Origin of the sequence: Paenibacillus sp. W2I17, from assembly GCF_030815985.1 — a bacterium.
GTDB lineage: Bacteria > Bacillota > Bacilli > Paenibacillales > Paenibacillaceae > Paenibacillus.
The window spans coordinates 5548597-5571539 of sequence record NZ_JAUSXM010000001.1 but is presented as its reverse complement, the minus strand read 5'-3'; the positions used below and the strand labels follow the sequence as shown (position 1 = coordinate 5571539).

Annotated in this window: 23 protein-coding genes; 7 read left to right on the top strand and 16 right to left on the bottom strand. The window is 45.6% G+C overall.

Annotated features, from left to right (window positions below):
- Positions 1–103: 103 nt before the first annotated feature.
- Both QF041_RS24810 and QF041_RS24805 read right to left on the bottom strand, forming a co-directional pair.
- The gene (locus tag QF041_RS24810; protein WP_307416021.1) at positions 104–1696 is read right to left on the bottom strand and encodes a response regulator transcription factor; all 1593 of its coding nucleotides are present in this window, start codon (positions 1694–1696) and stop codon (positions 104–106) included.
- A complete protein-coding gene (locus tag QF041_RS24805; protein WP_307416019.1) occupies positions 1671–3431 on the bottom strand; it encodes a sensor histidine kinase in 1761 nt (586 codons plus the stop codon). The genes QF041_RS24810 and QF041_RS24805 overlap by 26 nt, the downstream gene beginning before the upstream one ends.
- Positions 3432–3749: 318 nt before the next feature.
- Here QF041_RS24805 and QF041_RS24800 point away from each other — a divergent pair, with 318 nt between their 5' ends.
- Together QF041_RS24800 and QF041_RS24795 are read left to right on the top strand one after the other, a co-directional pair.
- Positions 3750–4670 carry an ABC transporter permease gene (locus tag QF041_RS24800; RefSeq protein ID WP_307417047.1) on the top strand — a complete coding sequence of 307 codons (921 nt, stop codon included), beginning with the start codon at positions 3750–3752 and terminating at the stop codon, positions 4668–4670.
- 12 nt (positions 4671–4682) lie between these two features.
- A complete protein-coding gene (locus QF041_RS24795; RefSeq protein WP_017692164.1) occupies positions 4683–5561 on the top strand; it encodes a carbohydrate ABC transporter permease in 879 nt (292 codons plus the stop codon).
- A 45-nt stretch (positions 5562–5606) separates the two neighbouring features.
- On the opposite strand, the gene QF041_RS24790 is transcribed toward QF041_RS24795, so the two are convergent.
- The 6 genes from QF041_RS24790 to QF041_RS24765 form a co-directional block, all read right to left on the bottom strand.
- Positions 5607–5798 carry an aspartyl-phosphate phosphatase Spo0E family protein gene (locus QF041_RS24790; RefSeq protein ID WP_076328857.1) on the bottom strand — a complete coding sequence of 64 codons (192 nt, stop codon included), beginning with the start codon at positions 5796–5798 and terminating at the stop codon, positions 5607–5609.
- A 248-nt stretch (positions 5799–6046) separates the two neighbouring features.
- Positions 6047–7066 (bottom strand): hypothetical protein, encoded by a 1020-nt coding sequence (locus QF041_RS24785; RefSeq protein WP_307416018.1) that lies wholly within the window; start codon positions 7064–7066, stop codon positions 6047–6049.
- 27 nt (positions 7067–7093) lie between these two features.
- Positions 7094–8092: a cysteine peptidase family C39 domain-containing protein gene (locus tag QF041_RS24780; RefSeq protein WP_307416016.1), complete on the bottom strand. Its 999-nt coding sequence runs from the start codon at positions 8090–8092 to the stop codon at positions 7094–7096.
- Positions 8093–8120: 28 nt separating this feature from the next.
- Entirely contained in the window at positions 8121–9041 is a 921-nt protein-coding gene (locus tag QF041_RS24775) for a helix-turn-helix transcriptional regulator (protein ID WP_307416014.1), read from the bottom strand.
- Positions 9042–9124: 83 nt separating this feature from the next.
- Positions 9125–9313, bottom strand: coding sequence for a hypothetical protein (locus QF041_RS24770; RefSeq protein ID WP_074096524.1), 189 nt, complete (start codon positions 9311–9313; stop codon positions 9125–9127).
- Positions 9314–9625: 312 nt separating this feature from the next.
- Positions 9626–9949, bottom strand: a complete 324-nt coding sequence (locus tag QF041_RS24765) for an ArsR/SmtB family transcription factor (protein ID WP_047841634.1) — start codon at positions 9947–9949, stop codon at positions 9626–9628.
- Positions 9950–10154: 205 nt separating this feature from the next.
- On the opposite strand from QF041_RS24765, the gene QF041_RS24760 reads away from it, so the two are divergent.
- Positions 10155–11534 (top strand): MFS transporter, encoded by a 1380-nt coding sequence (locus QF041_RS24760; RefSeq protein ID WP_289390426.1) that lies wholly within the window; start codon positions 10155–10157, stop codon positions 11532–11534.
- Positions 11535–12031: 497 nt separating this feature from the next.
- Here QF041_RS24760 and QF041_RS24755 read toward each other — a convergent pair whose 3' ends face one another.
- The 6 genes from QF041_RS24755 to QF041_RS24730 all read right to left on the bottom strand — a co-directional run bounded on the left by QF041_RS24755 (position 12032) and on the right by QF041_RS24730 (position 16677).
- The gene (locus QF041_RS24755) at positions 12032–13339 is read right to left on the bottom strand and encodes an alpha/beta hydrolase family protein (RefSeq protein ID WP_307416013.1); all 1308 of its coding nucleotides are present in this window, start codon (positions 13337–13339) and stop codon (positions 12032–12034) included.
- Positions 13340–13516: 177 nt separating this feature from the next.
- A complete protein-coding gene (locus tag QF041_RS24750; RefSeq protein ID WP_307416012.1) occupies positions 13517–13945 on the bottom strand; it encodes a DUF3021 family protein in 429 nt (142 codons plus the stop codon).
- 12 nt (positions 13946–13957) lie between these two features.
- The gene (locus QF041_RS24745) at positions 13958–14404 is read right to left on the bottom strand and encodes a LytTR family DNA-binding domain-containing protein (RefSeq protein WP_307416011.1); all 447 of its coding nucleotides are present in this window, start codon (positions 14402–14404) and stop codon (positions 13958–13960) included.
- Between the two features lie 304 nt (positions 14405–14708).
- The gene (locus QF041_RS24740) at positions 14709–15158 is read right to left on the bottom strand and encodes a nuclear transport factor 2 family protein (protein WP_307416009.1); all 450 of its coding nucleotides are present in this window, start codon (positions 15156–15158) and stop codon (positions 14709–14711) included.
- Between the two features lie 165 nt (positions 15159–15323).
- Positions 15324–15731 (bottom strand): RrF2 family transcriptional regulator, encoded by a 408-nt coding sequence (locus tag QF041_RS24735; protein ID WP_017692155.1) that lies wholly within the window; start codon positions 15729–15731, stop codon positions 15324–15326.
- Between the two features lie 106 nt (positions 15732–15837).
- A complete protein-coding gene (locus QF041_RS24730; RefSeq protein ID WP_307416008.1) occupies positions 15838–16677 on the bottom strand; it encodes an AraC family transcriptional regulator in 840 nt (279 codons plus the stop codon).
- Positions 16678–16795: 118 nt separating this feature from the next.
- Between QF041_RS24730 and QF041_RS24725 the strand changes: the two genes are divergently transcribed.
- Together QF041_RS24725 and QF041_RS24720 are read left to right on the top strand one after the other, a co-directional pair.
- Complete coding sequence (locus QF041_RS24725) at positions 16796–17800, top strand: Gfo/Idh/MocA family protein (RefSeq protein WP_307416007.1); 1005 nt, start codon at positions 16796–16798, stop codon at positions 17798–17800.
- 20 nt (positions 17801–17820) lie between these two features.
- A complete protein-coding gene (locus tag QF041_RS24720) occupies positions 17821–18768 on the top strand; it encodes an aldo/keto reductase (RefSeq protein WP_307416006.1) in 948 nt (315 codons plus the stop codon).
- A gap of 126 nt (positions 18769–18894) precedes the next feature.
- Here the strand turns inward: QF041_RS24720 and QF041_RS24715 are convergent, their stop codons facing one another.
- Positions 18895–19914, bottom strand: coding sequence for a Gfo/Idh/MocA family protein (locus QF041_RS24715; protein ID WP_124118195.1), 1020 nt, complete (start codon positions 19912–19914; stop codon positions 18895–18897).
- 55 nt (positions 19915–19969) lie between these two features.
- A complete protein-coding gene (locus tag QF041_RS24710) occupies positions 19970–20746 on the bottom strand; it encodes a sugar phosphate isomerase/epimerase family protein (protein ID WP_036606781.1) in 777 nt (258 codons plus the stop codon).
- Between the two features lie 413 nt (positions 20747–21159).
- On the opposite strand from QF041_RS24710, the gene QF041_RS24705 reads away from it, so the two are divergent.
- Both QF041_RS24705 and QF041_RS24700 read left to right on the top strand, forming a co-directional pair.
- The gene (locus QF041_RS24705; RefSeq protein WP_307416005.1) at positions 21160–21990 is read left to right on the top strand and encodes a helix-turn-helix domain-containing protein; all 831 of its coding nucleotides are present in this window, start codon (positions 21160–21162) and stop codon (positions 21988–21990) included.
- 235 nt (positions 21991–22225) lie between these two features.
- A complete protein-coding gene (locus tag QF041_RS24700; protein WP_127546675.1) occupies positions 22226–22927 on the top strand; it encodes a response regulator transcription factor in 702 nt (233 codons plus the stop codon).
- Positions 22928–22943: the final 16 nt, after the last annotated feature.

The window sequence follows — 22943 nt, the reverse complement described above, 5'->3', positions numbered from 1 at the left end:
GCCAAATGCACCTCTGCATGTGGCATTATGCACCTTACATGAAAAGGATAGTGCAGCCGGGGAGGCAAACATATATCACAATTTCAATGTTCATATTGATTTGTTAACCGTTCCGAAAATCCTGCGGGGTCAGTCCATAATGTTTGCGGAACACCTGAATGAAATAAGGCGTGTTATTGTACCCCACTTCCTGACCGACTTCATAGATCTTCATCGCCGTATGCTTCAGCAAATGAACCGCACGTTCCATTCTGGAACGGATAATATAATCACTAATGCCTTCACCTGTGGATTGTTTGTACATTTTCGACAGATATACGGGGTGCAAATGCACCTCTCCTGCAATGACTTGTAACGATAGATCCTCGCCCAGATGATGGTCAATCCATTGCTGCACCTGCCGAATCAGCGTTGATCCGGCATCCTGTCCCGCATCGCTTGTACTCTCTTCCCACTGCTGCATCACACTTCTGGTCCACGTTTCCAGACTACGCAGCGAGATACCATAACCATCCTTAAGCAGCTGCTGGTACTGCTCCCCAAGCACATCGGCTAACTGTCTTCCTTCCCGATGAGCCATATATGAGAATGCTGCCGCCAAATAATGAAAGGCCACATACACATGTTCCGGGAACACACTGTTCGACAGTTCGGTAAAGATCTGTTTAATCTTACGGTGTGCATCCTCCATGCGCCCGGCTTCCAGTAACGTCGTTAGACCCGGTGGTTCATACAGCGCTGCAAGAGACTTCAACGTGGCCCCATTGGTTCCCGCCGCCGCATTCAGATGTAATCCTTTGCCCGCCTCGGCTTGCTTGCGAAGCGCACTGACGGCTTGATGATATAACTGTGGCACCTGATCTGGAAAACGTCCCATACGACTAACGGATAGGGAAATGGTCGCGTTCAGATACTGCCTCACACTGTGGATTAACCGTTCTCCAAGCCTTCCCATTAGCATTTCAGGTTCGGCTTGGGTTTGTTTGGGACTCGCCATGAAGACCAGATCATCATAGGCGTCATCCGTATGGCAGAGATGATAGGTACTCCCGTAGATCTCTTCCACCACATTGGAGATGGCGTACTTCATCAATCGAAACGCTTTATGTGTAGGTTGATGGTCATCATATCGGATGAGCAACAGTTGCATTTTATCCTGTGGACGGAACCCGATCTCCAATTGCTCCAGCTTGCCTTCGAGTTCAGCATCCGCAAATTTATGCCCTAAAAGTACATCCTTCATCAGCTCCGCTCGCTTCTCAGGCAAATGTTCCCTTACCGAATACATGGCCCGCTGATGCAGCAATTGTTTCTCACCCTCTAGGCGAATCTGAACTGCAGCCTGCTGCACGGATTCGATCAGTTCTTCATCCCGGACTGGTTTGAGCAGATAACTAACCGTCCCATGTTTGAGCGCCTGCTTTGCATAATCGAAGGAAGCATGCCCCGATAAAATAATACATTTTGTCTGTTCCCACTTTTGCCGGATGTGACTGACCAGATCCAGACCGGACAGACCTGGCATGCGGATATCCGTGATAATAATATGGACCTGATGTGATGCCATATGTTCCAGGGCTTCTTTGACTGAATAGGCTTTGAATACTTGACCAATCCCGTGTTCTCTCCACGGTATGGAGACAGCGATCGACTCTACTGCCGAATGTTCATCATCCACGACCATCAGATTCATCATGCGGTTGTTCCTCCTCAAACCATCGAATTTCTACACTAAGTCCACCATAGGGAATCGCTCCAAAATGAAGCCCAGACGACAGCCCATATCGCGTAACGAGACGCTGGTGCACATTCCACGTCCCTGTTCCAATCTCCTCACCCATCGGTTCATTGATCTCCCGTTCCAATTCGGCAATCTCTTCCGCTGTTAGCGTGACACCGTCATTGTCAACAAACAGGCTATATCTTGTATATTTCCGACCCTCAATATGTTCGGGTACCGCCATCCCCGTTACGACGACATGCCCACTGCCTTCCATCGGTTCGATGCCGTGGATCACCGCATTCTCTACGATTGGCTGAATGAGCAGCCGCGGAATGTGGAGCTGCAGCAGTTGCTGCGGTACGGCAATCTCGTAGGTCAGCCGGTTGGTCCGCATCTGTTGAATGGACAGATAATGGTCCAGCAGCCGGATCTCTTCTTCCACTGTCGTCATGTCATTCTCGCCCCGCGTAATGTAGCGATAGTAGTCTCCCAGACTTAGCGACATGGCAATAACCGCTTCACGGTTGCCGAGCTGGGTCATATTTTTAATATAAAACAGGCAGTTGTACAGGAAATGCGGATTGATCTGTGATTGCAGATGTTTCAATGTGGCTTCCCGTGAACGGATACGTTCCTCGTATACCTTCTCGATCAGTTCCTGAATCTGCTCCGCCATATGGTTGAAGCTCTGGGTGAGATACGCGAATTCATCACGGGAGTGATCGACCGGAATCCGTGTGGACAGCTGCCCTTTGCGAATCTGCTGTAGCCCTCTCATCAAACGATGGATTGGCACCTGAACTTTTCGATACAAAAGCAGTGCAGCCCCGATACTCAGCACGAGCAGTAACAAAATGGAGGTAATAAACATATTTCGGCTCTTGTCCATCGGGGTTAACAAATCATCCAACACCACCGGGTTCACGTATACCGCTTGCAGTTGTTTGGAGTGCACGTAACTGACCAAATATTGTTTACCGCCCACCTCCAATTGATGATTGCCTTCCCTCTCCGGCCTGTTAAAAGGCATATCACGCATAATCGCTTCGACCAGTTCGGGGTCCGCCGTACGATTCAGCAACGGATCGTTACCTGGTACTAGCAAGAAGGGATCTCCTCCCTGCGTTTCTTTGAAATCATCCAACATGGCAACCACGTTCATCGGATCAAAATTAATTTCCATCACCGTTCGCACGCCTGTGTTCATTGGTTTTTCATTCCACTCGTAGTTATCCGTGAAAAAGTAGGTGAAACTCCCCTGCTCCAGCTGCCATTGACCTGGTTGTGGGAACGTCAACATCTTCTCATCGTAGACTGTCCGGCTGGACATGGTGGATAACACAAGTTCCGCTTGTGGCAGGACAATGGTAATATCGTTCTTCCAGCGGCTGGTGGACTGGTACAATGATAATTTGTCGAGAATATCCAGATAGATGCTGTTTTTCTCATATTGACTGGTGGAGTCCGTCATGTAACGGTAGTGCAGGATACTCGGATCTCGCAGCAATGTCAGACCATACAGCGAGAGCTGCTCGATATTTTTATCCACCTGGGAACTGAAATAATTGAACTGGTTCAGACTCGACTGTTGTTTCTCTTCAACGACCATGTCCACATTTGCCTGGTTCGCGTATGTATAGAGCAGCAGAATGGGTACCAGCAGGCAGATTAAAAGAATGACCGTCTTCGCAAATACTGTGAATTTCATCGTTTCACCCTGTTCCTGAATTTGAAGTCGTTCTACACCGAAGTCCTATTTTATATTGAAAACCCTTACATTTCTATATGATTTTATGTTCCCTCGCTTTCCTGTGACTTGAAATCCTCTGTTTCCATCAACAAGTTAATATTTCAACATCCGCATTGAAATGTTGTTCTATAGTCGACCCTTCTCCGTTGCTATAATTCAGTTGCTCCACTCTGTGCTGAGGCTTGCTCGCCTCATGTTGCCTGGGCTGGACGAGATAAAGGAGGGACCCTGATGGCTATCGAACAACCGTTAACAACCAATACGCCGGTGCGAAAAATGACACCCCATCCACGCAAACGTACCCGCTGGAATTTCAAACGTACATGGCCGCTGCATCTGATGCTGCTGCCTGCTGTACTGCTCACTTTACTGTTCGCCTATGTGCCCATGGGCGGCATTATTATTGCTTTTCAAGACTTCAAACCGTGGCTGGGATTCACTGGCTCCAAATGGGTAGGCTGGGATAACTTCCGGTTCATGTTCGAATATCCCGACAGCGTTCAGGTCATCTGGAACACGGTGCTAATTGCTTCGATGAAAATTGTGGCCGGACTTGTGGCCCCCGTAGTGTTCGCCATTTTGCTAAACGAGATTCGGAACTCTACGTTCAAACGTTTCTCACAGACCTTGGTGTATCTGCCACATTTCCTGTCCTGGGTTGTCCTGGGCGGCATTCTGCTCGATATGTTATCACCGGAAGGTGGGCTGGTAAACCAGGTCCTGGCCGCGGCTGGTGTTGAACCGATCTTCTTTCTGGGAGATGGCGACTGGTTCCGTGTAACGGTAGTTGTCAGTGATGTGTGGAAGGAGTTTGGATTCGGGATAATTGTATTTCTGGCAGCACTTGCGGGCATTAACCCGGCATTGTATGAGGCTTCAGAGGTGGATGGGGCAACACGACTCAGACAGACACTGCATATTACCCTGCCTGCACTCGTGCCGATGATTATCGTGGTAGGTACATTATCGCTGGGCAATATCCTGAATGCAGGCTTTGACCAGATCTTTAACCTGTACAATCCGCTGGTATATGAGAAAGGTGATATTATCGATACCTTTGTCTATCGGATGGGAATTCTGAATGGCAAAATGAGCTTTGCGACCGCTGTTGGACTATTCAAATCATTTGTCGCGATGTTCCTGGTCATCTCTGCGTACCGGATGGCGTACAAAATCGCCAATTACCGTATTTTTTAAGGAGGAATCAAGGTGTATCACAAAACAACCGGGTACCGTATATTCAATGGCTTTAACCTGATATTCATCGCGGCCGTCTCGATCCTGTGCATCCTGCCGCTGGTCCACATTCTGGCGGTTTCCTTCAGTGGTAAAGCGGCAGCATCCGCCAATCTGGTGACACTTTGGCCCATTGATTTTACGGTGGATGCCTACACCAAAACATTTGGTAACAGTAACTTTCTCAGCGCGCTTTGGATTTCAGTTCAACGTACCGTTCTTGGCACACTGCTCAGCATGACACTTGTTTTCCTGACGGCTTATCCGTTATCCAAGGAAAGTCTGCACTTTAAAGGACGTTCGTTATATGCGTGGTTTTTCATCTTCACGATGCTGTTTAGCGGGGGATTGATTCCGTCCTATATTTTGATCCAGAAGCTTGGACTGATTAATACGATGTGGGCTCTCATTTTGCCAGGCGCGGTGGCTGTCTGGAATCTGATTCTGATGATGAACTTTTTCCGTAACGTGCCAAAAGAGTTGGAAGAAGCTGCATTCATTGATGGAGCCAACCATATCACAACCCTGTTCAAAATCTATCTGCCTGTTTCCATGCCCGCCATTGCCACGATCTCCTTATTCACCATGGTAGGTCAATGGAATTCCTGGTTCGACGGGCTGATCTATATGAATGATGCTTCCAAATATCCACTCGCCACGTTAATGCAGACCATAATCGTACAGCAAGATTTTTCCAACATGAACGTGGATGCAACGCAGCTCCAGAATATGTCTCAACGTACGGTGAACGCGGCTCAGATCTTTATTGGCGCTCTGCCGATTCTGCTCGTATATCCGTTCTTGCAGCGTTTCTTCGTCAAGGGGATTGTGCTCGGGGCGGTAAAAGAGTAAGGCAAACACATGGAATCCCTTCTTGGAATTCTTTGTTCAGAAAGATCATGATTTCAGTTGATTCGAGATCTTTCTCCCGCGAGTTGCGTTGTTATATTCATTAATTAACTCATCCAGCACCATGGATTGGCGAATAACCTCCGGATGCCATAGTTCCGGGTATTGAGCTGCAATCTGGTAGAGCCTTTGCCGTGCATGTTCGATACATTCCTGAATGGTTTCCGGATTATGTACCATACTCCCGCCCCCTGTTGTCCTTGAATATCATCATCCAAAAAAGACCATCTAATATAATATTCGGAACAAGAGGGGATTTGGATTACCCCAAAATTAAAATTTTGGTTATTTTTTCTTGTAAAAGTTATGATTAGCGTGGATCACATGAGTTGATGTACATATATGTTCAATACAAATAAACCGGATCGGCTGCGGCCTGTCCGGTTTTATTCCTGCTGAGTTTTTCAATTTTCTCTATCATGCTCCAATTATCTTAATCCAACATCCTTAAAACGATTGCCTATCGTCTCTGGAAAGGCACGTTTAATCGCATCAATGGCACGTTGTTCCGTAGCCCCTGCCTTCCGGATAAGCTCAATTACCCTTTGCACACAATCTGGCTCTCTCGAATCCCAAGAGATGGAGTTGTCTATTTCCTCAATGATCATTGTGTACAGGTTTGCGAGTAGCTCATACTCGTCTATGACCTGGTCCATTTGAATGGACAGATGCTTAAGTCCTGCAACATAAGAGGCAATATCCAATCTTGATTTGGCATAATAGCGAAGTACAGTTGCCACTTGTTCTGCTTCATATGTTCCTGACTGCAATACAGCAGCAATAGCATCATACGCAGCCGCCCCACAGGCATAATCTTGGGGCGGCAGCATATAGTCATGGGTTTCCCATTTGTACACGGCCTGGATTAACGATTCCTTGCAGACTTCCCATAAATCGATAGGTGCAAAGGCTTCCAGAATCTGATAATACCAGTAGGGTGTACTGTTCCTCCCAAACGAATCATAGGGCAGACGAATGATTTCATCACCTTTACTTTTACAGATGAATAACACCCGTTCCGCATCATCATATCCAGTAACAATGACAAATTGATCGTGCCAGAGAATCGCACCTACGCCCCGGTCAATGGAAGCTTTGATATCCAGCAGAGCCTGTTTCTGATAGAGCGGAAAGGTTGGTTCGAACGAAAAGCCCGCTGCCTGGCTCGCCGTCACACCAATGAAGTCAGCTGCGACAAAGTTCTCTGCCATCCAATTGTATGTCGAAATTGATTCTGACGTCAGACGCCGATCCACTACTAATCGGAATGCACTTGCCGTCATGCCTGCAATCATGTGGTGTGGGAAAACCGTCCACTGTTTATGTAATAAAATGCGAAACAACGCATCTGTATACGCGCTCACACCGCTCCATGATCTACATTCATCAGCAGAATTCACAGATTGCGGGGATTGAATCCAGTCCTGCAATACTACTTTTGTCGCCATTATCCTTCACTCCCTTCCTCTCTCATCCTATCGTGCGGAATGTGCTCCCCACCGTGGTATAGTGGACCTTTTACGGTCAGGATACTTCCTGGATATCACTCGAAAATAATCAATGGCCTGCTCTTCCAGTGCTTTCGCCTTCACGAGTACCTGTGCTAGATCTTCTGTGGTATCTGGTCGCAAGACACGTCTAACCTCCTGCTGATCCATATATCCTTTCATTTGGTCAATTAACGTCCCAAGCTGTTCATAACATGCACAAGCCTGGTCCAGTTCGTTCCATATCCCTCGAACACCCTGCAAATACATCCTTATTTCGGTTCGCGAATGGCAGAAGGATTCCAAAATATAACCTGCACCGGATTCATCGAAATCCCTACTCCGCAGGGCCTCCACCCACACATCATATGCCTTTTTACCTGAAGCAATATTCTGATCAGGTAACAGACGATAGGGAATATCCCAATCCTCAATCGCCAGTCGCAGGGATTCCAGCAGCATCTGTTGTTCAGGAATGCGGACCTGATCACCAAACACCTGACAATACCAAAATCCGGTAAAGTTTAAGCCGAAATTGTCATACAACAAAATCTGCGGTTCCTTGCTCCATCCGTCTTGCACATAAAAGATGCGGTCACTGTCATCATATCCATGAATAACACCGAACTCAGGAATCCAGTAAATCACACCAGTGCCTTCATCAATACTCCGTCTCACCCAGTTCACTGCATCCTGCTGGTAATAACCGAACGTGGAATGACGTGTACGTCCCCCATCCCAGATCGTGAATATCCCCAGGTTATCAACTCCGGGACGATGTGCTTCCCCCCATTGCCCATACGCTGTAACCGACATGGGAAGTAGTCTGCGATGCACCGACAGCTTGAAAGCCATGCCCGTAAATCCGGCAAGTACAACCTTGGAACCTTGAAACTGGCCCGAATGGGTTAGTATCGCATGTAGACTATCGACGTACGATTTGGACTCCCGCTTCATGATGAGGTTATCTAAAATATTCTCAGCCAAGGACGGATCTTCTCCTCTCTATGCTGCTTTATTCCACGTTTTGCTTACGTTGTATCGAGAGTCTGTCAATTAATCCTTCTGCGCTTTGCTGAAGCTTGCGTCTAAGCCACCCAGGAGACAATAGTTCCTCCCATTCACTAATAAACAAATGCTGCAAGAAAGCGTCCGTGTCATAAAATTCAATTGAATAAATCTGATCTTGCCTAGACTGGATACGATATCCTTGCCATAGGTCCATTTGCTGCAATTCTTTCAAGCGAATCTCAGCTACAAACGGTTTACGCACAGGCAGTGGTTCTTCCCATCCACCTAGGAGCGCATCTGACCTGTACTCAAATCTCTCATCCAAGATCGATACATGAACAATGCCCTCCAAGCGAATGGCCACTTGCTGTACAGGGTCTGCTTCATAACCCACCACGTAATCGGCGTTAAACTGGGATATCATCTTTAATGGACACAAGGAAAACTGCCGTTCTCCATCGTGATCCCTGTAATGAATATGTACTCTGCGCAAGTCAGTTATGGCATGGGACAATAATTCAAAGAATTGCAGTTGTTTCGGTTGCACCGAAAATACCGGAAGCTCACTACTTCCCATCGGTTGTTCCTCCAACGTAAAACGCTCCAGCAAATGTGCTACACGTTTCACTGCGTCTGCTTGATCATAATCGTAATGTCGATATCGATGCGCCAGATATTTCAGCACACGCTGCTCTTCTTCGGTCATATACAAATGGGGCAATCGAAAAGTCTGATCCTCATAACAGTAGCCCCGATATTTTGCCATATACACCAAAGGGGCTCGCAAGGAACTTGCCATATATTCAATATCACGCTGAGCCTGACGACGGGAGATTTCAAATTCACGGGCAAGCCAGCTGCTATTCGGAAAACGTCCACCCCGAATCTGTTCGTCAAACCAGTGAATCCGATGCATGTTACTCATCTTCCCGCCCCCATCTCATCCATTCCTAATATATTCGATTATATCAAAAGACATGGCCCGTTCCGAAGAACAGGCCAGTTATGTTATACATGTGCCTTATCCACTCTGGATTGCACGGCTTTGAAACATTTCTTGCATACTTTCAGACTTGTACCGTCTGTTTTTGTTTGCGTATACAACAATTTAATTCGGGTACTGCTACACACCGGGCATGTTCCCCGGCCCCTGGAAGGAAGACTCCACAAGACGCGTCCTCTTTTAGTTTTTGCCAATGGTTGTGAACCTCTTTTCGATATGGTTTGTGTGTTCACCGTTATTATAGAGGGCATGGTACGACACAGAATGTCGCAGCAGTATTAGAAGTATTTCAAAAAGTCCCCAATTGATCACGAAGTAGACCACGAAGCGAACTCGACATCGAATCTTGCGTTCACCTTCGGAGTCCGGTGCTCATGTATGTTTGCCTACACTCCGCTCCTCCTCCTTCAGGTTCTCGCAACCTTCTCGGTGCTGAATCGTTGATTTTTTGAACCGAGTTTAAAAAATAAAAATGTCCCCTCTTCGACCTGAAGAAAGGACAACATTTAGGAAAGATCTGTGCTCGTCTGAGCTGCGGCCTGCAATAACGGTTGCAGGAGTCCCGGAAAGCGCGTTTCCAGATCATCGGATCGCAGGGTGAGAAAATGCTGTGTGCCCTGCACTCTGACCCGAATAACTCCGGCTTCCCGCAGGGTGCGAATGTGGTGCGACATCGTTGACTTCACAACAGGTGCATGAAAATGACTGCATGGCTGCTCCCCGCTTCTCGCTGCTTCCGCAACAATCCCAAGACGGGTCGGGTCGCTTAACGCATACAATACGGAAGAAAGTTCAATATCTGACACCTGTGGATGATGCAAAATTTTCATACTGTAGTCTCCTTTTCTCAGACTATCCATTGTATTTTAACACACATCCATGATATATTTCTAATGTTCGACACCAATCGAACTTTAATGATTTCGTTATGTAACCCCTGCTGTTAGGCACGGGATTGACATCATATTACATTTTGCAAATGTTACACACCGTTTCTGAAATGTTGCGAAATACACATCACTTTAGGAGGTTTTTATGAACAACACCGCAACCGCATCATCAGGGGAACGGACCGGAATACAGGAAGGATTAATTGTAAGCTTGCTTGGCTTCACCGTTGTACTCGTTGTTATGAATACAATGATGTTTAATCTGGCCCTGCCCAAAATTGCAGCTGAATTTATGCTTACATCCGTCGCTTCTTCATGGATTGTTACAGGGTATTCCATTGTATTTGCCATTTCCTCGATTACGTTCTCACGTCTATCGGATTTCATACCTATTCGTACATTATTCACGACCGGGCTTACGTTACTTGGTGCGGCATCCGTTCTCGGGTTCTTCAGTAATCATTTCATTATTTTGCTCATTGCACGTCTGATTCAGGCTGCAGGTGCTGCTTCGGTTCCGGGGCTCGCCATTGTGCTGATTACCCGGTACATTCCACATGATCGCCGGGGTAAATCGATGGCTGTCATCATGTCTGCCAGTTCACTGGGGCTTGGACTTGGTCCCGTCATTGGCGGAAGTATTACTCAGTTTCTGGGATGGCATGATCTGTTTATCGTTACGGGATTAACGTTATTCTTGATTCCTGTATTCTTCAAACTGCTCCCGCGGGAAACACCGCAAAAAGGTTCATTTGACCTGCTGGGTGCCGTGCTTCTTGCCATCGGTACTACGGGTGTGCTGTTATTCCTGACTTCCCGTCAGTGGTACACGCTTGTTATCGGTGCTGCGGCACTGCTTCTGTTCTGGCTCCGAATTCGGCGCGCGGCAGATCCATTTGTTCAACCTGCTTTGTTCAAAGACAAAAAATATATGATGCTCAGCTCGCTGGGGATTGTATCGTACATTAATAACTTCTCAACGTTGTTCCTGTTACCGCAAATTTTGGCACATCTATATGGACTGACACCTGCTCAATCCGGGCTTGTCATCTTCCCGGGTGCAGTCGTGTCCATGCTGCTGTCCAACCGGATCGGCCGCATGATTGACCGACACGGCAATACGTTGCTGTTGAAATTTGCACCATGGCTGCTACTGGCAGCTGCCGGGTTATTCGCCTTATTTGCAGACAATAACATCTACGCCATTATGGCCGTGTATGTCCTGCTCAGCGTTGGCTTCTCTTCCCTAACCACCAGCGTGTCCAATGAATTGTCTGGCAATCTGACCATGGATCAGGTGGGCGCAGGTATGGGACTGTTCCAACTTAGTCAGTTCTTCAGTGGTGCCTTCAGCGTTGCTGTTACTGGCGTAGCATTGACTGCGATGCAGAACATGCCACTCTCCTCAGCGTACACCAATATTTTCTGGGGCATGACTGTGGTCGCACTGGCATCCGTTATTTTCTCTCAGGTGTATTTGAGAATGCAGTCACGGAAAGTCACGGAAACAAGTAACCGGATTTAATATCTCATAATAACTCGTTACATCGTCGTATTTATCTCAAAGAAACCAGGTGAGGGCCACTTCAGTCCAAACCTGGTTTTTCAATGTATATCAAGAAGGATCGTCAGCATTTCTGCAACAATCCGTAGTGTCACTCCTCTAGTTGAGAGCAGCTCTGCTAATCAATCTGACCGGCTTCCTTCTTGTCTTTTATTGAGCTTTTTTTTCCCGTTAGCTCAATTATCCAGCAGATAAGACTACACTGCCGTCTTTGTCATTGGCATAATTTATTCCGCTTTCACAAGTTCTTTTCTTTCCCACTTTTACCTCATATACATTGACTCGCAAGCAAGGATACGTTATTTCTGTTTGGGTCTTTTTATTTTTTTTCAATCTACTTTGAAAGTGATTATTTCACCAAATGACTCAACGCTCTTTTCACACTCAAAATATATTGTGGATTCGGTTACACAAATTGCAAAATTCCACATTTTCCTTCCTGCACGTAGAACAGGTACTCAATACGTCGCTTTTGGTGCAAAATGACCTTGATTCTTTAGAGCATAGTCAAAAAAACGAAGGATGAGTTCATTTTGAGTTTCAATCGCGTAATATTTATCGATATCTGCTTTTCTGCCTTCATGCAACAGGTTGGCCAATATAGGCGAGAATAAAGGTAGATCAGTTAAACTTAAATGTTTTGCGCCTTTAAAATGAACGTTGTATGCATCTTTAAAATTTTCATTCGAAATACGATTCGCAATATACGGAGAACTGCTGTAGAGCTGTATCCACACATCATCCGAATAAACGTTTAGAAGCGGGATGGTGAAAGCTTCGGATTTTGCAGTTATTTCGTTCGTAACCTTATCATACACAAGCTCGCTAAAGAACGGAGCATCTATATTTACTACGGCGTTAATGTCATCGCGTTCTCTGCTCAGTGCCACGCTTGCTGCACCCCCCATAGAATGACCGAAGACACCTATTTTCTGTGTATCGATGCGTTCATATACTGAATCTTTCTTTTGCTCGGCTTGTTCCAGAATCGTATCCATGACAAAACTCATATCATCCGTTCTCAATTTCATCCATTTTTGAGTAAGCTCGTAAAACTCACCAAGTGAATAAACCCCATCTTTATTTGCATTGTTGACTTCTTGCATGTACTCGGGATTAATCGTCACGACTTCTCCATCCTCGGAAACGGTATAAAATGAATGATAGGGATGGTCAATCGAAACGACGAAATATCCGTGGCTCGCAAGTTCTGTAAAGGTAGAAGTGTTGCTTGCTTTAATACCGAATGCTCCATGGGAGAACACAAGCAAAGGATAGGTTCCGTCTGCCTGTTCAGGATACCAAAATTCCACGTTAACAGACCGATTGTCTTCCTGATCCGTAAATTCTTCGATTCGATTCTTGTCTGTATAGCTGTATGTGGCAGTAGTCACTACATACGGACCTGTCACTAGCGGCAACCTAAACTGTGGAAAAAGTAAAACAGGAACTAGGGTAACAACTACGGTCAGTGTTAACAGAAGGAACTTCCATATCGTAGAGAACGCTTTGTAACGCGAAGTGTGTGTTTGTTTTCGCAGAAGTGCAACCATTTCCTTGAACGCTAATATAAAGAGCAAGCATGCAAACAGCCCCCAAGTGTACTCCCATACGACAACCTTCCCCAAGCTTAGCATCATGAATCCTATAAACATTGCGATTCTCGTCCAACTCTTTATCTTGCTGCGGCTTTGCTTGGTTGCAATGGAATAAACCGCAATTGCCAGCTCAGAGACCAAAGTAACGACAAGTATTAAAATCTCCATAAGGCTTCTCTACTCCTCCTCCAACTTTTTATGAGTTCATCATAATAAATGCAAGAGCAGGTGTATACGCATAAACGATAAGCTGTAGCTGAGAGCCAATAAGTTGTAAAAACAACGCAATGAAGTGTACTTACGCTGCAAATACGACTTTATTTAGGAGCAGTTTGTGTATATCTTCTAAACCTTATTTTTAAATGTTTGTAGTCTTTCATTGATCTTTTCAGCTTCCTTTTTGTCATTCTTATACGTTAGTAGGCGAACGATAGCGTATACTGTGGCAATTTGCAAAGCCAATAAAAGTATACTGAAAGTACCGTTTACAAGATTCAATATGACAGCCAGAGAAATTAATAGGGCTTCCAGAAAAAAGAAATGTAAAATCACTCGGAGGCGCATTTTATTCTCGCTAATGGCATGCGGCGTATATAAAATAATTCCGGTCAAAGTACCCAGAAAAGAGAAAGCCATAATTGTAAAAATAGTCTGTAATTCGAAACTTGCATCAGGAGCATAGATTTGCCGTAAAATAGCGATGATTATCATTATAGAAGCGAATATAATTAAGAAATCTCTAATCATTTCTTTTATGAGCTCGGAATACTTCATATAGGTCCCCTTTTATAATCCAAGTATGTGTTTAAGCGTTGGCACATACTGCCGTGATATGACTACCTTCTCCCCATTATCCAATATTGCTTGAAAACGGCCACTGATGGACGGATGAACACTGGAAATCTTAGCTATATTTAGAATGGTGGATTTGGAGGCCCGAAAACAATGTTTCTCTTGGCAAAGTTCCTCCAGTTCATAAAGCTTTTGTTTGACCTCATGAACGGTGTTCTTACAATACGCAAACACTTTTCCATCAACAGCTTCAAAATAATAAATATCACTAATTTTGATGCGGCTAATCTTATCTTCATGATAGCCAAGTATCATGAGCGTTTCGGTTTTTACTTTATTAACGAGCTCATGTATTTTTTCGTCTACTTGGTGACACCTGATGAGGATCTCCTCTTCTTCTGTGTGGTCTATTACTTCAATGAAAATTTTTATAAATATCACCCTCGAAAATTCGAATTAAAACTTGTTAACATTTATAACGTGAATCATATAACGAAAACGCGTAAGCTTCTACTTAAAACTTAATTCCATACATAGGACATTTCCCAGTGAAAGATGACGGACTACGAAGGCCAATTGGTCGAGAACCGCTCTGAGAGCCTGCATTCTAGGGCTCGTCGCCTTTGTAATCATTCCACTAACCTTTCACACAGACGCAAAAAACAAAACAACCCCAAGGGCGCATCATCGTGCTCCTTAGGGCTTCTATTAGTGATAATTTTTTTCTTCTCTAGTAATTTATTTACTATTCAAACAAGTCCAGACGAAGACGCTTCAGGCTCGTATGTTTGATATACCATTGGCCATCGATTTTAACAAAAGTCTCGTGGTAGTGCCCAAATCCGTGGAAGGATTTGTTCTCATTGCCCTCCGGGAACGTGACCCAATCTTCCATTGGGGAGATGACCTTTGCTTCGTTCTCAGATACAAATTCAACTTCGGCGCTATGTACATGATGCACAGTTACGGCAACATCCACCAGATCACGGAATACTTGTACGATCGTATCACGGCCTGTTAATACCGGAATTGGATTGCCCTCTGTGCTGAAATCGGCCACTGCATCCGGAGCAAACACATCACCCAAGGTATCCCACTGCTTCGTATCAATATAACGGCAATAACGCGCCTTGGTGTTCCTAATGTTTTCAAGCGCGAGCAATTGTTCCAGTCCTGTGATCGTTGTTTGGCTCATGTGTTGTCCCTCCAGAGATGTAAAATGTGATGTAATATTAGGATCATGTATGTATGCATACTATACCTTCCTTATTGTACCATTCGCCTTCTATTAGGTACAACGATACAAAAAAATCTTTCCTTACCTCTCGCGAGGTTGGGGAAAGATCACTTCTAGTGCAAGTTACAGGGAATGTGCACCCTTCATCTGGGAAGCCAGTTCTGACATTTTTTTATTGTTCAAAAAACTTTCCATCTCTTCTTCCGCCTGCACCATCACCTGCTGGATCAAACAGCCTGCGTTATGATTCTGGGAACATTCGAACAGGGACGCCTGACCTTCAATCGCATGAATGATCTCCAGAAAAGAAGGATCCGGATTTTTACGACTAAGCCGGTAGCCGCCATTGGCGCCAGAAGTCGATTCGATCATGCCCGCCTTAACCAATTTGGTCAAAATTTTGGACAGATACGTTGGTGATACCTTCTGCAATTCTGCAAGTTGGTGTACACTAACCAGCTGTTCGGGGGCAGTGCTTACAAGATGAAGCATCGTATGCAAAGCATAATTTGTCGCTTTTGAATATTTCATGAGGGCACCTCATTATACACGGATTTAATTTATCCATAATAGACTTGATTGAGCTCTCTGTCAAACCATTACTCTTTAAGCGCTGGCAACATCGAAAGGATACGGGTTAATTGTGATACAATCCGCGGTAATCCGTAGGTGTCATCCCCTCATGGGCCATAAACTGGCGATTAAAATAACTGGCATTGGGATACCCTGCTTCCTCCGCGATTTGTCCAATGTTGGCCGTAGGCCGTTCGAGTAACCATTGCTTCGCCATCTGTAGTCGTGAACGAGTGATAAATTCCATGGGCGTCATCTCCACAGCACTCTTAAACATTTTGCAAAAGTAATACGAACTCACACCTGCGAGATCCGCCCAGTCCTGTAACAGGAAAGGTTGACAGGCCTCCTGCTGCATCTGTGGGAGAAGTGCAAGAACCCGACTCTCCGCCTTACTTGTGGTACGTGTACTCTTTAAAGGTACTGCATGCTGCACGAACTCGGCGAGTACGGCATAGGTCAGTGTGGATAGCTGAGCCGGACGCAGCATGGTGTTCTGTTCCGCTTCAGTGAGCAAGGCCAGATGAGCCTCTTCCCAAGAGCTGCGTTGCCGCAGTGTCCACAATAGATTGCGATGTAACCCCCGCTCGATCATATAATCATGCAGACGTTCACCGTAAAAATGAACCCATCGTACATCCCATGGATCATCTTCACTACTATAATAATGCTGCCGCTGCTGCGGGAAATAGAGAAACGCCTGACCTGCGCGAAGCTCATGCACTACCCCGCCCACTTCCACATATCCCTTGCCTGAAGCGACGTAGTGAATATTAAAGTTGTTCAGTGCGCCAGCCTCACGCAATACGGAATGCTGGACGTGGTCCATATAATGTCCAACGGACTCGGGATAACAAAAATATGGAATATCCTGCAGGGTAAGCAATACGGTTTGTCTCATCATAGCCGGTTCTCCTTGATCAACAATATTGTGTTAACTAACCTCAATATATTATCATTTTAATTCATTGGTCTATTCTTTATAATCACAATATACATTCATACACAGGAGGATACAACACATGAATTCAGTTCAAAAATTGCGTTGGGGCATTCTTGGTAGCGCTAGCATTGCTGTGGAATCCGTCATTCCAGGCCTGCAGCAATCCGAGTTGAATGAAGTAACCGCGATTGCCAGTCGAGACGAAGATAAAGCCAAACAGACTGCCGAACAACTTGGGATCGACAAGGCTTATGGCAGTTATGAAGCTTTGCTCGCTGATGATTCCATTGATGCCGTATATATCCCACTGCCGAATCATCTTCATCGGGAATGGACGATCCGGGCTGCTGAAGCAGGCAAACATATTTTGTGCGAAAAACCACTGGCTCTGACAGAACAGGAAGCTCAGGAGATGGTTCAAGCTTGTGCAGATGCAGGTGTGCATCTGGCTGAAGCATTCATGTACCGCCATCATCCAAGATATGAGCAGATCCGAGATATCATTGCCAGCGGTGAGATTGGTGAGATTCGTGGTATGCACAGCACATTTTCATTTAATAACTCCAATGCATCCGGCAATGTCCGCTTTCGGCGGGATTGGGGCGGAGGTGCACTGTATGATATCGGATGTTATTCCATCAGCGTAGCACGTCTGCTGCTTGGTCAAGAACCAAGTGCAGTTACCGTTATTGGCATGTTCTCCCCACAACATGATCAAGTTGATATGATGGCTTCCGGACTGCTGGAATTCGATAATCACGTTGGCGTGACGTTTGACAGCAGCATGTGGGCAGCATTCCGCAACACGCTGGAGGTATTGGGATCCGACGGGATTATTGAAGTCCCTTCGGCATTTATCAGCGGACAGGACCGCAGTTCCAACTTCTATGTAACGGCTGGTGGTGAACGCAGAGAGATTGAAGTCCCGAAAGTGAACCACTACTCTCTACAGGGAGATGATATGGCACGTGCTGTACTTCAGGGCAAGGATCTGCGCTTCGCCCCTTCCGATGCGGTAGCTAATATGAAAGTACTGGAAGCTTGCCTTCGTTCAGCGGAAGAACGTACACGAATTACACTATAATTGAGAGGATGAACTGACTTATGGAATATATCGAAATTGCTGGTGCAGGTAAACGTGTCTCCCGATTGATTAAAGGAACCGATTATTTCGTGCATAATGCCTACGATAAAGCAGCTACGAACATGGATGCTTTTCTGTCGATTGGCGGTAACACTGTAGATACAGCTCATATCTATTGTGGTGGACAGAGTGAAGAAGTCCTTGGTCGTTACATGAAAGAACGTGGTAACCGCGACCAGATCGTCATTCTCACCAAAGGCGCGCATCATGACCAGAATGGACCACGTGTGAACGCTGATGCCATCCGCAGTGACTTGATGGAAAGTCTGGAGCGTCTTCAGACAGATCACGTAGAGATGTATGCCTTGCACCGGGATGATCCCAATACCCCTGTCAGTGTCATTCTTGAAGCACTAAACGAACATATTGAATCCGGTAAAATCGGCGCAATTGGCGCCTCCAACTGGACTTGGCAGCGGCTCGAGGAAGCCAATGCGTACGCTGCGGCAAGTGGCCTGAAGGGCTTCACCTTCAGTAGTCCAAATCTCAGTCTCGCCAAAGCAAACGAACCGTTCTGGGAAGGCTGTGTGTCAGCAGATGCAGAAACGCTGGCATGGCATGAGCAAACCAAACTACCATTGCTATCCTGGTCCTCTCAAGCGCGTGGTTTCTTCACTGGAAGATTCACACCTGAAGTTCGGGATAACGAAGATCTGGTGCGTGTATTCTACAGTGATGATAACTGGGAACGGTTGCATCGGGCTGAACAATTGGCTAATTCGAAGAAAACATCACCCATTCAAATTGCACTCGCTTATGTATTGAATCAGACGTTCCCAACCTGTGCGCTGATCGGTGCCCAGAATCAGGCGGAGCTGCTGTCCTGTGACGAAGGTTCCCGCATCACGCTGACTCCCGCTGAAATAACATGGCTGGATCTGGGCAGTGATGTACCGGCTGGCATCTAAAGAAAGTTAATCATTCATCAACAAATACAGAAGGACTTACCCCAGAGCACATCTCTGAAGGTAAGTCCTTTATATCATAGATTAAGCCATATAGAATGTTAGAAATTGCACTATCCTTTGTATGGATTACAGTTTAACGATCTGACCTGTTTTCTCGGATTCGAAAGCTGCCAAGATCACTTGCAGGGAACGCAAGCCCTCTTCCCCGGAAATCGCTGGAGGTGTTTGGGTTACAATCGACTCTACAAATGCGTCAATTACACCACTCGGCACTTGTTTCTCGTTGGTAGCCATGGCACCAACTTTGTACGTCTCAACTGTACCATTGGTCAGCTCAACGATAACTTCATCGCCTTCCACTGTTCCGATCTTCATAACACCATTCTCGCACCACAGCACTGTACTGTTGTCTCCAGCTCTGTATTGTGTCCAGCTTGCTACGAGCGTTCCGATCGCTCCACTCTTCATACGCAGCAAACAAGTTGCGTTATCATCAACTTTAGTGCCTTCCTTGTGCAGTGTGCTGATGAAACCAGCCACTTCAGATACTTCATCATTCAGCAAATAACGGATGAAGTCTGATTTGTGCACGCCCAGGTCGCCCATAGCGCCCATAATAGCTTCTTCTTTACGGAAGAACCAGCTTTCAGCTCCGTCCACACTCCAACCTTCCGGACCCGGGTGACCAAATGATGTACGGAAATTCAGGACTTTACCGAGTTTGCCGGAGTCGAGAATTTCTTTTGCTTTTACGTGAGGAGGCATCAGACGCTGGTTGTGTCCAACCATCAAATACACGCCATTTTTCTTGGCAGCTTCGATCATTTGCTCGCCTTCTTCAGTGGATACTGCCATTGGTTTCTCAACCAATACATGCTTGCCTGCATTTGCAGCAGCAATCGCCATTGGCGCATGCAGATAGTTTGGTGTACACACACTAACGGCATCAACCGTTTCGTTTGCAAGCAATTCTTCGTAACTGGAGTACGCTTTACCGCCGTAAGTCTCGGCCATCTTCTCCGCACGCTCCACAATCGGATCGGCAAAAGCGACAAGTTCTACGTTCTCATTGGCAGCGTACTCTGGAATATGTCTGCGCTCGGCAATGGCTCCACAGCCGAATACAGCAACTTTAATTTTACTCATGTACATAAGTCTCCTTTGACAAATAGATTAGCTTTTTTCATGGTTCGATGGTCCATTAGAATTGGTTCAGGTAGTTTTCTTTCAACCAGTTGTAGCTATTGGATACGCTCTCAAGCGGAGGGTTCTGACATACGTCTTGTTCCACGATCAGCCATTCCACGCCTGCATTCGTAGCCCCTTCAATAACAGCTGGCAGGTCAACCGAACCTTGTCCCAATTCCAGTGTTTTCATCTGGCCCTGTTCGTCTTTGCTGAAGTCCTTCAGATGAAGCAGCGGCAAGCGACCCGCATATTTATTAATATACTCGATCGGATTTTGTCCCGCAAATTGTACCCAACATACGTCCATTTCCACTTTTACCGCTTCCGGTGATGTTTGAGCGAACATAGCATCAAAAGCATTAGCATCGCCAACCTGACCATGGAATTCAAAATCATGGTTATGGTATCCGAAGATCAATCCTTGTTTCGCTGCTTCAGCTCCATATTGTTGTAACTCAGCGAATAGCTTGGTCCAACCTTCTGCATTCTCAGGACGATCTTCTGGCATCAGGTAAGGGCAAATGATATATTGTGCACCAATTGTTTTCAGGTAATCGATTTGTTTTTGCAAGTCTTCGCGCATCGCATGTAGTGAAACGTGGCTGCTGAATCCTTTCAGTCCAAGTTCATCTAGTAGCGCTTTCATTTCCTCAGCTGGAATATCACCATATCCGGCAAACTCCACACCTTCATATCCAAGGGCCGCTACCTTACGCAACGTACCACGAAAATCTGCTGCAGTTTCATCACGGAGTGTAAACAATTGCAAACCAATATTAAGTTTTTTCATGTAGGATACACCTCTGTTCTCAAATTTGCTTTCATTGCTCTATCTGGTATCATCCTAACGCAAAACAGGCTAGAATGAACATATACAATATAGTCAGAACATGAACTATCTGATCAAATTTTATTTCCATCATTTTGCATCTATTGAATGTAGCTAATTTCAACTGAAGATATTTACACTGGCACTCCGATGACAGAACAACCTTCCGATCGCTGTTATCCCCAGATTTTTTTGATTTCCTTTTCAAAAGGATAAAATCCGGAGATAAAGGCGAGTTTATGCTTCCGATGCAGCTTTCTTTCAGAAAGCTTTTAACTTCGTTTCTTCAGGTTCTTTCTGTCCTCTCCGTTTTCGTGTAAATGTTAAGTTAAACTTATGATGTAAAAGGATGTACATATTGGGGGATTTTATCTTTGGATACGTTAGAGACATCTGTACTGATCTGTGACTACTCATACCACTATAAGGCGTTCACTCATAATATGAAGGGCGAGCTGCAAACCTATCTGTTCCGTCTGCAGACCGAAGGCTCGTGCAAAGTGTATGTACAGGATAAAGAATTCAGGATGACTAGCGGGGACTTGCTGCTCTTAAAGCCTGGTGACGACTATCATCTCGTGGTCGATGAACCACATAAGGAAGGACGCTTGTCCAGCGGAGATTATTATCTGTTCTGCGAGGGCAGCTGGATCGAGAACTGGTGGAAAAGGCAGCATCGATCTACCGTGAGCCGAATTGGACTTGATGATAAACTCATCAGCCTGTGGAGAAATATGTTACTTGAGAAACGTCGCGGACCTCTTGAGGAAAATGCGGAGATAAAGGATGCGTTACTGCGCGGATTATGTCTGTATATCGACCGGGCAATTAAAGAGAATATTCAGACCGATCGGGCAGTTTCCTCTGCGCTGAAGTTAAAACGTTTTATTGAGGAGCATGCCACGGTTACGTTCAAGCTTGATGAAGCGGCACGTTATGCAGGCCTCAGCCTGTCACGTGCAGTCCGTTTATTTAAGGAGCACTACAATCAGACCATGATTCAATATGCGATTGAGATCCGTCTGAATGCGGCGCTGGAACGAATGAAATACAGTGAGATGACACTGGAGCATATTGCCGAATCCTGCGGTTTTGCAAGTTACTCCTATTTCCACCGGGTATTCCGGGCACACTTCGGTGTGTCTCCGGCGGAGTATCTCAAATCCAGACAGCATGAGCCTATCGATGACCTGGAACATGTATGATATTCAGTATCAGAAACCCATGACCTTAAAGAGTTCATGGGTTATTTTGATACATTGAACTGTAATCAACTTTCAGTACGACTGGAAGTCAGAACGTTTTTTATAAGAATGAAGTTCACTTCAATATTTTTTCATGTGACTCCCACAGAACAAGACTGTACAATTATAAAGACAATCATCTTACAAATTCATACATAACCATTAAATTCACATCTATCATACTGGAGCGATACATATGCTAACCCACCAGCGCAAAGTCCTCATCATCGAGGATGAATCAGATATTTCGCGCATTCTGCGAGATTATTTAACCAAAAATCAATATGAAGCCGCCGTGGCAGCCACTGGACAAGACGGACTTCAGATTATGGAGCTTATTCAACCAGACTACATCATTTTAGATATCATGCTTCCGGACATGGACGGGATCGAGGTCTGTCGAGAGATCAGAAGGCGCAATAATATCCCCATCCTCATTCTAAGTGCCAGAGGCAGTGATACCGATAAGGTACTTGGTCTTGGCTTTGGAGCAGACGACTATATGACCAAGCCCTTCTCGCTGAGCGAACTGTTAGCACGGATTAATGCCCACTTCAGGCGTTATGACAGCATGACATCCGTTGGAGACAGAACAGATCTACTGCATCTTGGAAACCTGGTGATTGATAAAAAAGCCTATAAAGTTACATTGAACGGATTGGAAGTTTCTCTGTCTGCCAAGGAATTCGAATTACTTCATTACTTGGCAAGCCATAAGAATCAGGTATTCTCCAAAGCCCAGTTGCTCGACGCCATCTGGGGATATGCAACCTACGGCGATGAAAATACCGTAACCGTATACATTCGCAGACTGCGTGAAAAAATTGAGGCAGATGCCTCGCATCCGACCGTTCTGAAGACCGTATGGGGTGTCGGTTACAAATTCAATTACGAATAAGTGAGATTGGAGGCAC

Coding starts and splice junctions, on each gene's coding strand:
- QF041_RS24715 (WP_124118195.1), bottom strand. CDS start 19,914: ATGAGTAAAATTAAAGTTGCTGTATTCGGCTGTGGAGCCATTGCCGAG.
- QF041_RS24775 (WP_307416014.1), bottom strand. CDS start 9,041: ATGAGTAACATGCATCGGATTCACTGGTTTGACGAACAGATTCGGGGT.
- QF041_RS24730 (WP_307416008.1), bottom strand. CDS start 16,677: ATGATGAGACAAACCGTATTGCTTACCCTGCAGGATATTCCATATTTT.
- QF041_RS24755 (WP_307416013.1), bottom strand. CDS start 13,339: ATGGAGATTTTAATACTTGTCGTTACTTTGGTCTCTGAGCTGGCAATT.
- QF041_RS24785 (WP_307416018.1), bottom strand. CDS start 7,066: ATGGCGACAAAAGTAGTATTGCAGGACTGGATTCAATCCCCGCAATCT.
- QF041_RS24750 (WP_307416012.1), bottom strand. CDS start 13,945: ATGAAGTATTCCGAGCTCATAAAAGAAATGATTAGAGATTTCTTAATT.
- QF041_RS24740 (WP_307416009.1), bottom strand. CDS start 15,158: ATGAGCCAAACAACGATCACAGGACTGGAACAATTGCTCGCGCTTGAA.
- QF041_RS24735 (WP_017692155.1), bottom strand. CDS start 15,731: ATGAAATATTCAAAAGCGACAAATTATGCTTTGCATACGATGCTTCAT.
- QF041_RS24720 (WP_307416006.1), top strand. CDS start 17,821: ATGGAATATATCGAAATTGCTGGTGCAGGTAAACGTGTCTCCCGATTG.
- QF041_RS24710 (WP_036606781.1), bottom strand. CDS start 20,746: ATGAAAAAACTTAATATTGGTTTGCAATTGTTTACACTCCGTGATGAA.
- QF041_RS24810 (WP_307416021.1), bottom strand. CDS start 1,696: ATGATGAATCTGATGGTCGTGGATGATGAACATTCGGCAGTAGAGTCG.
- QF041_RS24790 (WP_076328857.1), bottom strand. CDS start 5,798: ATGGTACATAATCCGGAAACCATTCAGGAATGTATCGAACATGCACGG.
- QF041_RS24765 (WP_047841634.1), bottom strand. CDS start 9,949: ATGAAAATTTTGCATCATCCACAGGTGTCAGATATTGAACTTTCTTCC.
- QF041_RS24760 (WP_289390426.1), top strand. CDS start 10,155: ATGAACAACACCGCAACCGCATCATCAGGGGAACGGACCGGAATACAG.
- QF041_RS24800 (WP_307417047.1), top strand. CDS start 3,750: ATGACACCCCATCCACGCAAACGTACCCGCTGGAATTTCAAACGTACA.
- QF041_RS24700 (WP_127546675.1), top strand. CDS start 22,226: ATGCTAACCCACCAGCGCAAAGTCCTCATCATCGAGGATGAATCAGAT.
- QF041_RS24805 (WP_307416019.1), bottom strand. CDS start 3,431: ATGAAATTCACAGTATTTGCGAAGACGGTCATTCTTTTAATCTGCCTG.
- QF041_RS24725 (WP_307416007.1), top strand. CDS start 16,796: ATGAATTCAGTTCAAAAATTGCGTTGGGGCATTCTTGGTAGCGCTAGC.